General features: G+C 38.7%; 16 protein-coding genes. 2 read left to right on the forward strand and 14 right to left on the reverse strand.

Annotated features, from left to right (window positions below):
* Positions 1-46 precede the first annotated feature (46 nt).
* The 7 genes from IIB39_02535 to IIB39_02565 are packed head-to-tail and all read right to left on the reverse strand — an operon-like array spanning position 47 to position 6,002.
* Positions 47-859, reverse strand: coding sequence for a phosphatidate cytidylyltransferase (locus IIB39_02535; GenBank protein MCH8927574.1), 813 nt, complete (start codon positions 857-859; stop codon positions 47-49).
* Positions 860-883: 24 nt separating this feature from the next.
* Positions 884-1,327, reverse strand: a complete 444-nt coding sequence (locus IIB39_02540; protein ID MCH8927575.1) for a septal ring lytic transglycosylase RlpA family protein — start codon at positions 1,325-1,327, stop codon at positions 884-886.
* Positions 1,318-2,259, reverse strand: a complete 942-nt coding sequence (locus IIB39_02545; protein MCH8927576.1) for a dihydroorotate dehydrogenase — start codon at positions 2,257-2,259, stop codon at positions 1,318-1,320. Before IIB39_02545 ends, IIB39_02540 begins: the two co-directional genes overlap by 10 nt.
* On the reverse strand, positions 2,256-3,032 hold the full coding sequence (locus IIB39_02550; GenBank protein ID MCH8927577.1) for a dihydroorotate dehydrogenase electron transfer subunit: 777 nt from the start codon (positions 3,030-3,032) through the stop codon (positions 2,256-2,258). Before IIB39_02550 ends, IIB39_02545 begins: the two co-directional genes overlap by 4 nt.
* On the reverse strand, positions 3,032-5,161 hold the full coding sequence (locus IIB39_02555) for a tetratricopeptide repeat protein (GenBank protein MCH8927578.1): 2,130 nt from the start codon (positions 5,159-5,161) through the stop codon (positions 3,032-3,034). Before IIB39_02555 ends, IIB39_02550 begins: the two co-directional genes overlap by 1 nt.
* A 40-nt stretch (positions 5,162-5,201) precedes the next feature.
* On the reverse strand, positions 5,202-5,702 hold the full coding sequence (locus IIB39_02560) for a DUF4149 domain-containing protein (protein MCH8927579.1): 501 nt from the start codon (positions 5,700-5,702) through the stop codon (positions 5,202-5,204).
* A gap of 15 nt (positions 5,703-5,717) precedes the next feature.
* The gene (locus IIB39_02565) at positions 5,718-6,002 is read right to left on the reverse strand and encodes a rhodanese-like domain-containing protein (GenBank protein ID MCH8927580.1); all 285 of its coding nucleotides are present in this window, start codon (positions 6,000-6,002) and stop codon (positions 5,718-5,720) included.
* A gap of 285 nt (positions 6,003-6,287) precedes the next feature.
* On the opposite strand from IIB39_02565, the gene IIB39_02570 reads away from it, so the two are divergent.
* Positions 6,288-8,087 (forward strand): DegV family EDD domain-containing protein, encoded by a 1,800-nt coding sequence (locus tag IIB39_02570; GenBank protein ID MCH8927581.1) that lies wholly within the window; start codon positions 6,288-6,290, stop codon positions 8,085-8,087.
* Positions 8,084-8,719: a glycerol-3-phosphate 1-O-acyltransferase PlsY gene (gene plsY, locus IIB39_02575; GenBank protein MCH8927582.1), complete on the forward strand. Its 636-nt coding sequence runs from the start codon at positions 8,084-8,086 to the stop codon at positions 8,717-8,719. Before IIB39_02570 ends, plsY begins: the two co-directional genes overlap by 4 nt.
* On the opposite strand, the gene IIB39_02580 is transcribed toward plsY, so the two are convergent.
* From IIB39_02580 to IIB39_02610, 7 genes are all read right to left on the reverse strand, one after another.
* On the reverse strand, positions 8,716-9,171 hold the full coding sequence (locus IIB39_02580; GenBank protein MCH8927583.1) for a hypothetical protein: 456 nt from the start codon (positions 9,169-9,171) through the stop codon (positions 8,716-8,718). The genes plsY and IIB39_02580 overlap by 4 nt on opposite strands.
* On the reverse strand, positions 9,152-9,481 hold the full coding sequence (locus IIB39_02585) for a DUF971 domain-containing protein (protein ID MCH8927584.1): 330 nt from the start codon (positions 9,479-9,481) through the stop codon (positions 9,152-9,154). Before IIB39_02585 ends, IIB39_02580 begins: the two co-directional genes overlap by 20 nt.
* A 39-nt stretch (positions 9,482-9,520) precedes the next feature.
* On the reverse strand, positions 9,521-10,495 hold the full coding sequence (locus IIB39_02590) for an aldo/keto reductase (protein ID MCH8927585.1): 975 nt from the start codon (positions 10,493-10,495) through the stop codon (positions 9,521-9,523).
* 27 nt (positions 10,496-10,522) lie between these two features.
* Positions 10,523-11,509: a methyltransferase domain-containing protein gene (locus IIB39_02595; GenBank protein ID MCH8927586.1), complete on the reverse strand. Its 987-nt coding sequence runs from the start codon at positions 11,507-11,509 to the stop codon at positions 10,523-10,525.
* Positions 11,510-11,760: 251 nt separating this feature from the next.
* Positions 11,761-12,330 carry a TlpA family protein disulfide reductase gene (locus IIB39_02600; protein ID MCH8927587.1) on the reverse strand — a complete coding sequence of 190 codons (570 nt, stop codon included), beginning with the start codon at positions 12,328-12,330 and terminating at the stop codon, positions 11,761-11,763.
* Between the two features lie 112 nt (positions 12,331-12,442).
* On the reverse strand, positions 12,443-13,216 hold the full coding sequence (locus IIB39_02605; GenBank protein ID MCH8927588.1) for a slipin family protein: 774 nt from the start codon (positions 13,214-13,216) through the stop codon (positions 12,443-12,445).
* A 7-nt stretch (positions 13,217-13,223) separates the two neighbouring features.
* Positions 13,224-14,537: a nodulation protein NfeD gene (locus tag IIB39_02610; protein ID MCH8927589.1), complete on the reverse strand. Its 1,314-nt coding sequence runs from the start codon at positions 14,535-14,537 to the stop codon at positions 13,224-13,226.
* Positions 14,538-14,554 lie beyond the last annotated feature (17 nt).

A 14,554-nucleotide genomic window follows, 5' to 3' on the forward strand; every position in this document is an offset into this window, starting at 1 on the left:
ACTTATTATTTAATGCATAGTTGCAATGCTGCAAATAAATAATGAATTATCTCAAGAGTAAGTATATATAAGTCAGAGGAGCCGCGAAAAGTACTCCGTCGAACCGATCCAACATCCCTCCGTGACCGGGCAGAAATGAACCGGAATCCTTAACTCCGGCATCTCTTTTTATCATTGATTCGAATAAATCTCCGAACTGTCCTCCAATGCCGCCGAATATCGCAAAAAAGGAAATGTCAATAATTGAAAAAGATGAACCTAAGAAACCTGTCTGCTTCATCAGAAACATTGAGATTAACGATGCGCTGAATCCTGCAATTGCACCCTCCCACGTTTTTTTGGGACTGATTCGCTCATTCAATTTGTGTTTTCCGAATGCTTTGCCTAAATAATATGCCGATATATCAGACAACCAAACACCAATAAATATTGCCATTACAAGATTAAATCCGGTGTCATTATAAGTTGAATCGATTTCTCTAAGTGGATATAAGGTTCCAATTAAGATGACGGGATAAATAAGAGAAAATAAAGTCACCGCGCTGTTCTGTATGGGGGATTCATGTTTGGAAAATATTTCTATAACCATAGAAACCATTACAGCGACAATCAATACGTTAATCAGACCGGCTTCGAAATGAAAGTAAAACGATAATAGAATTATGATAGCAAAAAAATGACCTACAGATTTATTTGGATTTAAGCCCTTTGCAGACGCGAACGCGTAATATTCTTTTTGGCCTACAAGAGCGATTATACCGATGATTATCAAGAAAAATATATTCCCCATATATAGTGATGCGATAATCAACGGAGTGCCTGCAAGAGCTACTAATATTCGTTTACTATTTTCAGACATAAATTATCCTCTCATTTACACCGTCTATCTTTTACCGGTACCCATTTCTATCACTACCAACTTTATATTCGCAGTTCCCTGCTCTACAAAATCGAGCTTCAACGCAGCCGCGTAAGAACAGTCAAGAACCCGATTATTTACGTAAGGTCCCCTGTCATTAATTCTTATCCGCAATGTTTTATTGTTATCGAGGTTTCTTACCTGAATTATAGTACCTAACGGTAAATACCGATGCGCAGCTGATATTTTATACATATCAAATATCTCACCGTTTGCGGTTAGTTTCCCATGAAATTTAGGACCGTAATATGATGATATACCGTACTGTACTTTTTCGAGTCCTGTGCTGTTTTTGTCAGTGTTTTTTTGCGGTCTATTGATATTCCCCGCACGAAAGCGAGGGTTTGCAGAGCACGATATAATGGAGAACAATATAACCGTAATCAATATTGGACGGATTATTCCCATTCTTTTAACCTACCCGTAAGGTCGGATATATTTCTTAATCCTTTTGATTCGGCAATGTTAATTAAATCATCAAGAATATCACTAAAGGATTCGGGATTAATGAAATTTGTCGTCCCCAATTGGACGGCGGTCGCTCCTACCAGCATAAATTGAACTACATCGGAAGCATTCATTATTCCACCTATTCCCACGACCGGTATCTTTACATTTTGATAGACGCTATTTACCATTGCAAGCGCGACAGGTTTAATTCCGGGACCGCTATATCCGCCTTTTTTTCTTTGTAACAACGGCAGTTCACTGTTTATATCAACTTCCATTCCTACAAGAGTATTGATGAGCGAAATAGAATCCGCGCCGGCTCCTTCTACCGCTTTTGCAATTTCTGAAATATCCGTTACATTCGGTGATAATTTTACCATCAAAAACCGCTCAGTTTCTTTTCTTATCCTCTTAGTCAGCTCTTCCGCTGATTTCGCCGAACTGCCAAATTCCAAGCCTCCATCCACATTAGGGCAAGAAATGTTTATCTCATATCCATCAATTCCTTTTTCAGATTCCAATGCGATTACAACTTCCAAATAATCATCAATGGAAAAGCCTGCTACGTTAACTATTACATTTGTGGATAATTCAGCAAGGTAAGGCATCTTATCGGCGATAAACGACCGCAAGCCGACATTAGCCAACCCTATGGAATTTAACATTCCATAGTCAAGTTCCGCAATCCTTGGAGCTGGATTTCCCTCACGTGCCTTTGGTGTAATGGATTTTGTGCAGATAGCTCCTAATTCATCAGGATTTATGATACCCTTTAATTCATCACCATAGCCGAATGTGCCGGACGCTGAGAATAAGGGATTTTTTAATTTTAATTTCCCGAGATCAACAGTTAAATCCACTTCCCACTTATCTGTGTTTTTCTCAATCATATATTTATGTTCGTAGAATCAAAAACGGGTCCGTCTTTACAAGCCAGCATATATTTATTTCCGGTTTCAGTATAGCGCTTTAAGGAACTGTCGATTATACATCCAAAGCAAATGCCGGTGCCGCAGCCGAATACTCTTTCAACAGACAGAGAGCAGGGCATATTCATTTTGTTCGCAATCTCACTGACAACAGAAAGCATAGGCTCAGGGCCGCAGGCGTATATACCATCCCATTTACTTTCATTGAGACGCTCTACCAGTAAATCAGTCACAACGCCGTGATAGCCGCGAGAACCGTCATCTGTAGCGACGCTAATTGATTTGCTATTATCACTTATAAAACATACAGCTGAATTCTTGAATCCTGCCAAAAATTTCGGTCTGATTTCGTATTTATTCATCACATCCGCAAGATATAAAAGCGGAGGAACACCTACACCGCCTCCTACAAGCAAGTAATTGGATTTTTCGGTATCAAATTTAAAGCAGCTGCCAAGCGGGCCGATAATATCCAAATAGTCGCCCGTATTGAGATTTGACAGATAGAATGTTCCCTTGCCAATTACCGCATAAATTATTTCAATTGAGTTGTCCTGAACAGATGCAATACTGAATGGTCTTCTGAATAACGGCGCTTCTTCGCCTCGAATTTTTATATTGATGAACTGACCGGGTTTTGATTGAAACAACTCAGGAGTAGATTCAAAAGTCAGAGAGAATGTGCTCCGTGCGATATTCCTGTTCGACAGTACTTTAACGGAAGATCTTCCCATTACTTAGTGATTATTTGTTTACTCTTTTTTGAACTTTTATTTCGCGGTTGGTCTTCATCTTTAATATTTTCTTCAGGTTTTTCAATAATAAGGTTTAATCGCGCAACTCTTATTCTGGATTCTCTGGCAAATTCACTTTCCGAATAATTTTCAATTACGCGATTATATTCTTTAAGTGAGTTCTCAGGCGACTCATTAGAACTATCTATCATATATGCTCTTAAATATGCAGCTTTTGCCGCGATATAAGAGCCGGGATAGTTGCTTTCAATTAACGCTACAAGTTTTAAAGCATCTTTATCATTCTTACTTATAAACGCTTTATCGTAAGCCTGCTCATATAAAATCGATTCAGGATTTGCTCGGAAATTAGCCCGGGAGGACAAAGTATTCAATCTCCTGTTTACTTCAATTGTAGAGGGGCTATCAGGATATTTTGTGAGTATAAGATTAAACATAGAATCAGCAAATGTCTGATTGGTTTTCATCTGAAGAATACCAAGTGAAAGAGCAGAACGAGGCGCAAATTCCGAATCCGGATATTCTGTAAGAATATGCTCATAAATCGTCCTTGCCGAGTCGGGCTGATTAAGGTCTAATTGATAAAACTCAGCCATAAGATATTCATTATGAATTAGTTCTATGATTACCGCTGCTTTAGATCTATTTTTAAATGGGCTCTCTTTCTTCTTATCAACAACATTAAGTTCAGTTTGCATCGCGCTATCCGATGTAGTTGAATCTATGTTTACATTACCTAAATTTTTCAAAGCGAGAGAATCATTCTCTGTATTTATTTTAGCGATAGGTAAATTTTCTTTTTCATCAAATCCGGTTTGTTCTGCAAATAACTGCTGATTTAATAATCTCTTTTCTTCCAGATTCCTTTCTTCCTCCTCCTCGATTTCATTTTGCGTTTTTTTCTTCTGCTTAAGTTTCCTTGCCGGAAGAATACCATCCAATCGCTCATTTTGACTAAGAGTGAATTGATGCCATTGTTCACTTGCCGTATCTTCATCACCTGAAAGCCAGATAAGTTCAATTTTGTCTTTATCAACATTATCGGATGATTGCAAGAACCCTTTTATTTTAATCCTATTTCGTTTGGAGTTTTCAGAATATGAGCCTTTTTTAAGTTCTTTTTCAGCTCTATGAAAATATTCCATACCGTACGGATAATTGATATATTTATTATCATTATCTAAAGGAAACGTATGTAATTTCGCCAGCTTCAACCATGCATCCATTGCTACTTCACTTTTTGGATAGGTAATTGCAATCGCGCCATATTGTTCAATGGCGCCATCTACATCACCCGTTAAGGCTGCTATTTCTGCAATTTCTAATTCAATATCTCCCCAAATATTCTTAAATCGCCGGGAATCAAGCATCGCCTGAAGAATATCGAGAGCTTCCGTAGTATTTCCCATATGCTTTAATGCTCTGGTATTCTCCATCTTTGCTTTAATTAATAACTCAGGAGTTGGTAATTGAATTTCTACTTTTTGAAAAGAACTAATAGCTTCCTTAAATTTATTTTGTTCAATTAATATCAATCCGATTCTGTAATATGTCTCAGCTTTTTGTTGATTATCATCACTATATACAATAACATCCCGAAGATACTTGATTTCGTTCTCAGCATCATTTCTGTCTCTGTAAATTTCAGCGAGCATATCATTTCCCGCTGAGAGTAGTTTTCTGTCATCAGTACTGTTGAGCACTTCTGTAATTCCACTCTCTGCTAAGGTGAATTGTCCCAACTTCCAAACCGCTCTGCCTGTCCATAGCAGCGCCTCATCTTTTAGATTGCTTTCCGGGAATCGCCGAACCAATTCTTCCAAATTGATTTTAGATTTTTGATAGTCGCCTAAGTAAAACTGGGCTTTACTCATTAAAAGAAGCGCATCATCTACATATCTACTATTGGGGAATTTTACTAATACTGATTCGCATTTTTCAACGGTAAGATTATAATTCTTAATTTCAGAATTTGAAATCAGAGTTGAAATATTTTTCTCAGCATCTTCTCGACCCTTATTATAATATTTTTTTGCGTTATAAAATGTATTGTAATAAGCACAGGAGATCTGAAGCAAAAAAGTGAAAAGTATTATTGTTTTTTTCAAGATTTAGCTCATGATCTGACTAATCCAATAATATTGATTTCTATACCTGAGAAGCGAGCAATCCAAAATAGACAATTACTAACGAAAGTAATAAGCTTAACGCAGACGAAAACATAGATCTCTTTCGCAGATTAAGAAGGTCGGAACTAATATCGTCTCCGTTTCCGGAGTTCATTTTTTCTGAAAGTTGAGACATTTTTGGTCCTAAATACAAAGAATGAATTGCCGTATTCAAAACCATTAACGTAAATAATATTAGCTTTACAGTAATGCTCATACGATAAGTTTCTGATTTCATCATAGATGAAATATCCGGTTCAAGTATAATATTCAGTAAGCCCGTTGCAAAAAGAAGGAATAAAAGTATCCATCCAATATTTTTAAATCGCTTGCCGAGCAAAGACATTTTATTACTGAATTCTGCCGGCTCCATATTATTTTTCAACACCGGTACTTCAACAAGAACCATATATAACATACCTCCTACCCATGCTGCCATTGATATTAGGTGAAGATAATTTGATATAATTAATAAATTCATTTCACTCCTGACTTATTAGTAATTCGGATACGTACTCTTAAATAACTTCATACCACCAGTCATGTTGTATACGTCGTATCCGTTTTTGGATAAAATTTCTGATGCGATTACACTCCGTACTCCGGATCTGCAATATGCGATGATCTTTTTATCTTTATGCTCGGAAAGCTCATTCAATCTCTCTTCGAGCTTGTTATGCGGAATCAGCGTCGCTGTAGGCAAATGCCCCAACTCACCGTAATACTCTTCTAACGTTCGAACATCCAGCAAGAAGATATTTTCGTCTTTGTCTTTAAGCATCTTCCGTACTTCTTCGACCGTAATATCATTATACGCTTTTTCTGCTGAAGATGAACATGCGGCTATAGTTATAACCAATAAAACGATTTGCAGACCAAATTTCTTCAATTTATACCCTTTTTTCAGTTATCTGATAAACGTCTATAATTCATCGTAAGTATAGTAATAGAAAGTATATTACGCAATCGAAAACCTCAAAAATCGCCTCCTATGATTAGAAAATCATTATTGATGCCCTTATCCTGCTTGACATTATTTGAACGCTATACTATATTTTTCAATCTGATGAAAATCTTTTATCTAAATGGACCTCGTCTATTAAGAGCTCTTCTTGCCGGATCAGATTGGGTTATATCCCAAGCGGAATATCTTAATAAAATCAACGTTTTCCCGGTAGCTGATAATGATACCGGAACAAATATGGCAATAACTCTCAAAAGTATTCACACCGCTCTGGTTAATTCGGAGGCAAGTTCGATTGAAGAGGTAAGCGGGACAGTTGCCGATTCAGCTTTGATGGGGGCGCAAGGTAACTCCGGAGTGATATTAGCTCAATTCTTCTACGGTTTTTCCGAAAATTTAACCGGTGAAGATAAAATTGACATTAAAACTTTTTCCTCAGCAATAAATAATGCTATAGAAACAGCCAGCAGCGCAATAGCTGACCCAGTTGAAGGCACAATACTTACAGTTATGAATGCCTGGGGGAAAGCTGTTGAAACAGCATCGGTAAAATCACAAGATTTTGTTGATATTATACAGAAGTCGCTTGCTGAAGCAAAAATTTCTCTTGCGAATACTCCGAAACAAATGAAATTATTGGCAGATGCGGGAGTCGTTGATTCGGGCGCGCAGGGTTTTGTTTACTTTATTGAAGGTATTTATAATTATATAGATTCCGGTAACTTAAGTAATCTGCCAAAAGAGGTTGAAGATATAAAAATAAGTCATCCAAAAATTGAAATGGCTCCCGAAGATATAAAATTTCAATATTGTACGGAATGTATTGTATCCGGCTCGAATATTAACAAATCAGAAATTAAAGAAAAACTCCTTAAAATCGGAGATTCATTGATTGTCGCCGGTTCTCCGAATAAAATTAAAATTCACGTCCATACCAACAGTCCCGATGAAGTATTTGATATTTTACAACAATATGGAGAACTGATGAATAAGAAAATAGACGATATGAAAGCTCAGCATGTAGCGCAGTTTGAAGATTCGGAAGCAGGAAAAATCGCTATTGTATCCGATTCGTCGTGTGATTTACCTGAAGAAATATTAAAACAACATAAGATTAGGATTGTTCCTTTACGAATAAATTTTGGAACGGACTCTTACCTTGATAAAACCACAATGAACACAGGCGAGTTTTATAATATGTTCGAAGCGGCAGATGTCTCGCCCACCACCAGTCAGCCGACTCCGGCGGATTTCAAAAAAATATATGAAAGTGTAGCAGAAAAATCCAATCAGATAATATCAATTCATCTCACCGGTGCTGCCAGCGGAACCTTGCAGTCTGCTCAAGCAGTATCGAGGAATATAGCCGATACTGTCATTACCACAATTGACAGCACCACCACAAGCATCGCGTTAGGTCTTCTTGTTCGCTATGCCGCTGAATTATTGGAAGAAGGAAAATCGTATGATGAGATTATTCGATTGACCAGAAAGATGGTTCCAAATACCGAAATTATTGTTGGAATTGAGGATGTTGCGAATTTAATACGAAGCGGAAGAGTTCCTCTTTCAAAAGGTATTATAACCAGAGCGCTCAATCTACGACCGATAATCACCTTTGATGATGAAGGAAAAGGAAAACCCGTAACCGTATCATTCGGTAAAAAGGCCTTGGCGAAGAAAGTGTTCAAAACATTTATAAAAACTACTGGGGGCTTTACGAATTTAAGATTTGCGGTTGTTCACGCAAGAGCGTCAAAATCCGCCAAATGGATGGAACAGGAAATAAAATCACATTTCAATACGGACGATATATATATCATTGAAGCTTCCCCGGCTCTTGGAGCCCATGCCGGCTTAGGCACAATCGGCGCCGCATTTATAGGAGAACCGATAGGTTGACAGAATTACTAATTGTAATCGTCCTTAGCTATCTTGTAGGCTCCATTCCAAGCGCGATAATTGCGGCAAGATTAACAAGAGGTATCGACATCAGAGAGTATGGCAGCGGAAACGTTGGAGGCACTAACGCGCTCCGGACTCTCGGCTGGAAAATCGGAATGTCGGTGATGATATTTGATTTTGCGAAGGGCTGGTTCGCGGCATATTACATCGCTCAGTTAGGTTATACTAACGGAATTATCGATCCTCTTATGGTACAAATTCTTGCCGGAAGTTTTTCGATTATAGGGCATATTTATACGCTGTTCGCCGGATTTAAAGGTGGAAAGGGTGTCGGAACCGCTGCCGGTATGCTCCTTGCTCTTTACCCGATTGCTCTTCTGTTTTGTTTTGCGGTATTTGCTACAACCGTTGTAACAACGAAGTATGTTTCACTTGCTTCCATGCTCGGAGCTCTCACATTGCCAATAAGCTTATATATTCATGAGCAGTTTTTTGAAGGAGATATTGAAATTGCGCGATATGTATTCGCAGTCCTTATCGTGTTTTTAATTTTTTATACGCATCGAAGTAATATTCAACGATTGTTAAAAGGCGAAGAAAATAAATTCAGCGCCTACAAAGCCAGCTAGCTTTCTTTCTCTTTTTTTCCGGCGAATAATTTTAAGCCTGCTTTTTTCCAAATCACCTCAAAACCTTCAATAGATAGCCCTTTTCTATCCGTCATAAGTCCTATAGTTACAGTCTGACCGGGATTGACGAACCGCGGCAATGTTCCTCCCACCATAAAGACGTGCGCTAAATATCGCTGGGTCATCGTGTAATAATAGTACCGATCGGTTTTATAATCAAACTCAACGGCTTTTCCTGATTCATTGATAACATAAATGATGTATCTGTCGCCGGGAAGAGCAAATCCACCGCTTGTTCTTAACTCGAAAAAGAGTTTGATACCTTCTTCTTCGACTTCAAAAACAGCGTTATCATATGATTTTGGTATAAGAGATCGTCCGCATCCGGCAAGTAAAAAGAGCAGGACTATCAGTGAACATATTTTAATTAATTTATTTTGCCCGGTCTGCAACACATTCTTCGCATTGACAAAGTGACCTCAAAACATCGTATGAGAAGATACCCGAATCGTGCCTATCGGCCCAAACGGCCTGGATAGCATAATTCCCTACTTGACTCACCCCTACCAACTCGAACGCGTTTGGCGGGAGATTACTCGTATCTATTGTAGGAGTGGTTTTCCCCCATAAATGTCCCTCTCCTTTGCAAGCGGCGCACGGACACGCTGTGCGGAGAGTAACAAAATCTATATATGTCTCATGGTTATCTGACCAGTTAATGGCTAAATCATTTGGTAATATTTCAACATTTGTCGGTTCCATCTTAGTTGCCTTTCTTTAATACGATTTACTCTGAATATTTTACCATGAATATGCCGCAGGCGCGCTGCCGCCGGGACCCGGCCATATTTCATCTAATTTATTAAGAGATTCTTCAGTTAACTTTATCTCAATCGATTTTATTATTCCTGTCAATTGTTCCATATTCCGCGGTCCGATTATTGGTGAGGTGACGGCGTCGTTGTGTAGCAGCCAGGCTATCGCCACATCAGCAGGCGATTCACCCAACTCCTTACAAAACGCATAATAATCCTCAATATTCTTCTTTAACAATTTGATTTTTGAAACAGAAAAGTCATCGGCAGTTCGTGATTTTTTGTTTGCGTCGAAAGCATGACCGCCCAACAATCCACCATCAAGCGGACTCCAGGGGATTATTCCGATTCCGTGATCTTTAGCGGATGGCAGCACTTCAAGCTCCGGTAACCGGCAGCTTAAAGAATATTTATGTTGCTCTGAAATAATTCCCATAAAATTTCGTTTGGACGCAACGGACTGGGCTTTAGCAAGATCCCATCCCGCAAAATTACTGCTTCCTATATATAACACTTTCCCATCTTTAACGAGCTGCTCCATCGCTTCCCATATCTCTTCATATGGAGTAGAACGTTCCACATGATGCATCTGATACAGGTCAATTCTGTCAGTTTGGAGCCGTTGAAGACTTTCCTCACAAGCACGAATGATGTGGTATTTCGATAATCCGCTCTCGTTGGGATCTTTCCCCATCTCTCCGTAAACTTTGGTTGCCAGGACGATTTGCTTCCTTCTCACTTCGTCCTTTGCCAACCAGTTTCCTAATATTTTCTCCGTCAACCCTTCCCCCATTTTCCAGCCGTAAACATTTGCCGTATCAAAAAAGTTTATTCCTATTTCTAACGCTTTATCCATAATCGCATGGGATTCTTGTTCATCGGCAAATGGGCCGAAGTTCATTGTGCCGAGACAGAGCTTCGAGACCTTTAGACCGCTTCTTCCTAAATAACTGTATTCCATCATTTATCCTTCTTCATTTATTTTAAACTACTTAATCCCGGTCATAAATGCTGATGTCATTGGAGCCGCCGGACCGATTTTAGTTATGTCGCTAAAGCCAACATCAGACATCCAAGACCTTACCTCGCTTTCGCTGTAACATCTACCGCCGTTTGTAAGTCGCATCTGAACAGAAAAAATGGAGCCGTCTTCCGGTAACGTTTTATCTTCGTTTAATATGTGATCTTTAATAATAAGAATTCCGTCTTGGTCGAGTCCATCGAAAATTTTCCCTATCAATTTCAAATTAGTGTCATAATTCTCTTGATGAATGATATTAAAAAGAAGCGCACAATCATATGAAGAAGGAAAGTCGTCAACGTTATAATCACCTTCAACATATTTTATCCTATCGGAAAACGGATATTCAATTCCTATTTTCTTTGTTATACCGATGGTTTTCGGAAGATCAAAAAGAATGATATTCAGGTTCGAATACTTTTTTGCCAGTTCAAAAGAATAGGTACCCGGTCCGCATGCGACATCAAGAAGATTGTTCTGTTTTGATAAATCAATAAGACGAGCAGTGGTATCAGCGTCTCCTCTTGACAGAGCATAATTATGCATTGCCTTAATGAAATCATCCCATTCTTTATCGTGCTGTTTTTCAATGTATGGCTTGGATTTAGGCTTACCCTCTTTTATTGATGCAGACAACTTTCCCCACGCATCCCAGGAATTTCCAGTAAACAGTATAATATCTCCAATATAAGAATCCGAGTCTTTCATTAGGTATTGAACCGCGGCATCAGTGTTCCTATAAATATCATCATTCTTGTCGAGAAATTTCATTGATACAAGAGAGTTAAGGATTGTCTCGGTATATCGAGAATCAGTGCCGCATCTATCTGCAACGTCTTCTGCATTTGCAGGGTTAGCGTTTATTTTATCAAATATACCTATGTCAACCGCTGAAAATAATATTCTCGTTTTCTGATAACCGTCAACGATTTTTAATAGTTCACTAAATTCCAAATAAATAACCTTAAAATTATAAAGCGAATTTAATGAATACTAAATGAAGATTCAATACGGGATAAAATAAATGGCGGTGGCTTCTTTCGAAACCACCGCATTTTTTTCGGTAGGTGTTTTCTGTAGGTGTTAGGTGAAGTCTTTCGTTATCTTAAACAGTCCCCATACGTATTTCTGTTTATATTCAATATCTTTATCATTACATAGTTATAGACGGTAAATCTGCAATAAAGTTTCATAATTTATATACATTAGCCAATTAATTCGGTCGATTCGGCATCTAAGCCCAGTAAATATCTAACATCTTTTTCAACTACCTTATCTTTCTCAGGATAGACACCCAAAAAGGTTTTATATATCTTCCCTTTTCTGGTGATGAGAAAGTTAGTCGGAAATCCATAAATTCCCCCAAATGCGTCCATAACTTCATCATCTCCAATAAGAACATGATAGTCCATCTTCAATTTATCAATTGTCGGCTGTATATCTTCCTGGCTGCCTGATTGAACAGCAATACCCACAATTTCGAATCCGTCATCTTTATATTTATGACCCATCTCCACCATTGATGGAATTTCAAATAGACAAGGACCGCACCATGTTGCCCAAAAATCCACGAAAACTACCTTGCCTTCTAATGATTTCGAATCAAAATGGCTACCGTCAAGGTATGAGAGTTCGAAATGAGGCATATCTTTTAGGTCAGGACTGTCAAGGGAGATGACCTCTGCTTGTATTTTACTTTTATTTTCGTTGGATGAACAAGAAACTAAAGTAAGAAAACTCATCGCAAACATTATCAATATATTAATTCTAATCAATCTATAACTCCATTACTTCTATTATCAAAGTATAATTTTTTATATTAAGTACACCGTTAATATGAAGAATGCTCACAGTAACGGATGTATGGGAAATTACTATTTCAGATAATTAGCTTTCTTTTTTGGTATCTGAGGGAGTATCCGTAAAGTGACTAAATGCTTTTAAGAATTCTATTGGCAGAGGAAAAATTAAAGTGGAATTGTTTTCAGCCGCCACTTCAGTCAGAGTTTGCAGATACCGAAGCTGGAGGGCTGCCGGTTGCGTACCAAGTATTTCAGCTGCTTTAGCAAGTTTTTCCGATGCCTGATATTCTCCTTCCGCATGAATAATCTTTGCTCTTCTATCTCTTTCAGCTTCAGCCTGCTTAGCCATTGCGCGTTGCATTTCTGAAGGAAGATCGACGTGCTTGAGTTCTACCAGGCTGACCTTTACGCCCCAGGGGTCGGTCTGATCATCCACGATTGTTTGGAGTTGTTCGTTAATTGATTCTCTTTTGGAAAGCAGGTCATCCAGCTCAACCTGCCCGAGTATGCTCCGCAAAGTAGTCTGAGCAAGCTGACCGGTAGCAAAAAGATAATCTTCCACATTTACTATGGCTTTTACCGGATCAACAACCCTGAAATACAAAACGGCGTTTACTTTTACTGAAACGTTATCCTTTGTTATAATATCCTGAGTCGGAATATCCATTGTTATTACCCGAAGACTTACCTTAACCATCTTATCAATAAGAGGAATCAGGAATATCAATCCGGGTCCCTTTGCCCCGAGTATTCTTCCAAGTCTAAAGATTACGCCTCTGTCATATTCCCTGACAACTTTTAACGCGCTTGATATAAACAGTATCGCTAATATTAATATCAGAACTATTTGAGCAGTCATTTTTACCTCATTTTTTTGATTTAATAATATTTAATTTCAAACCTGAAACTGAAACAATTTCCACAGATTCTCCGGCGCTTATCGGTTCGTCGCTAAATGCCTTCCAAATCTCGCCGTGAATATTCACTTCTCCCTGATTATCTATATCCGTTCGAGCGGTTCCTACATCTCCAATAAGTCCTTCCATCCCTGTCATGGGTTTCATCTGCTGAGCCTTGTAATAAAGATACATCGAAATTATGAAAAATGATGCCGTCAATAGAACAGCGGGAATGATAACGGAGAGACTTACCTGAAGAGCAGGAATCGGTGAGTCAATCAGCATAATTGAACCGAGAACCATGGCGACTATGCCTCCAATCGTCAAACCGCCATAGCTTATCACCTTTATTTCAAGTATAAACAGAATCATCGCAAATATGATAAGTGCAACGCCCGCCCAGTTTATCGGGAGCGTTTGGAAACTGAATAACGCTAATATAATGAAAATACCGCCGATTATTCCCGGAACCAAAGCCCCCGGATTAGAAAATTCAAAAAAGATGCCGTAAAATCCTAACATCATAAAAATATATGCGATGTTCGGATCGGATAATTTTAGTAGAAAAGTATAACGGAAGTTCATTTCCTTTCTGACGATATTAGCGTTTTCGAAATCTAAGATAACCACTTTATCTTCAAGTTTGACGCTGTCCCCCTGTAAACTCGAAAGAAGGCTATCGATATTCGGCGCTATATAATCAATAACGTTTAATTCCAATGCGACTTTCTCAGTTATAGAAGCGCTTTCGACCACAGCTTTTTCAGCCCAGTCGGCATTTCGATTCCGTTTCTCCGCTATTGCGCGAATTTGCGCTACCGCATCATTGGTCACTTTGTCCCACATAACGCTACCCGAATCCGGTGACGAACCTCCTAATCCCACGGGATGCGCCGCACCAATGTTTGTTCCGTTATCCATCACGGCTATATGCGCCGCCATTGTTATAAAAACTCCCGCCGAGCCGGCGCGGGAACCTGATGGACTGACATAGACTATAATCGGTATCTTTGCTTCAAGTTCCGCTTTCACTATCTGTCTCATAGATGTCATCAATCCGCCGGGAGTATCAAGTTCAATAATTATAGCAGTCGCTCCGGCTTCTACCGCATCATCTATAGATTGCACGATGTAATCCGCAGATACAGGATTGATAATCGACTCAACCGTTATAATATGGATTTCTGAAGTTTTCTCCGCTTGAATTTGAGAAGCTGATAAAACCGAAACAACGATCACAGGGAGAATAAAAATAAATCTGGTAATTTTAGCGAACAACATGGGAATTCTTATTCCTT

The organism is Candidatus Neomarinimicrobiota bacterium (assembly GCA_022573815.1).
GTDB lineage: Bacteria > Fidelibacterota > SORT01 > SORT01 > SORT01 > JACZTG01.

Excerpts from the sequence above, each read along its gene's own strand:
- IIB39_02535 (MCH8927574.1), bottom strand. The coding sequence starts at position 859 with ATGTCTGAAAATAGTAAACGAATATTAGTAGCTCTTGCAGGCACTCCG.
- IIB39_02540 (MCH8927575.1), bottom strand. The coding sequence starts at position 1,327 with ATGGGAATAATCCGTCCAATATTGATTACGGTTATATTGTTCTCCATT.
- IIB39_02545 (MCH8927576.1), bottom strand. The coding sequence starts at position 2,259 with ATGATTGAGAAAAACACAGATAAGTGGGAAGTGGATTTAACTGTTGAT.
- IIB39_02550 (MCH8927577.1), bottom strand. The coding sequence starts at position 3,032 with ATGGGAAGATCTTCCGTTAAAGTACTGTCGAACAGGAATATCGCACGG.
- IIB39_02560 (MCH8927579.1), bottom strand. The coding sequence starts at position 5,702 with ATGAATTTATTAATTATATCAAATTATCTTCACCTAATATCAATGGCA.
- IIB39_02565 (MCH8927580.1), bottom strand. The coding sequence starts at position 6,002 with ATGCTTAAAGACAAAGACGAAAATATCTTCTTGCTGGATGTTCGAACG.
- IIB39_02570 (MCH8927581.1), top strand. The coding sequence starts at position 6,288 with ATGAAAATCTTTTATCTAAATGGACCTCGTCTATTAAGAGCTCTTCTT.
- IIB39_02585 (MCH8927584.1), bottom strand. The coding sequence starts at position 9,481 with ATGGAACCGACAAATGTTGAAATATTACCAAATGATTTAGCCATTAAC.
- IIB39_02590 (MCH8927585.1), bottom strand. The coding sequence starts at position 10,495 with ATGGAATACAGTTATTTAGGAAGAAGCGGTCTAAAGGTCTCGAAGCTC.
- IIB39_02605 (MCH8927588.1), bottom strand. The coding sequence starts at position 13,216 with ATGACTGCTCAAATAGTTCTGATATTAATATTAGCGATACTGTTTATA.
- IIB39_02610 (MCH8927589.1), bottom strand. The coding sequence starts at position 14,537 with ATGTTGTTCGCTAAAATTACCAGATTTATTTTTATTCTCCCTGTGATC.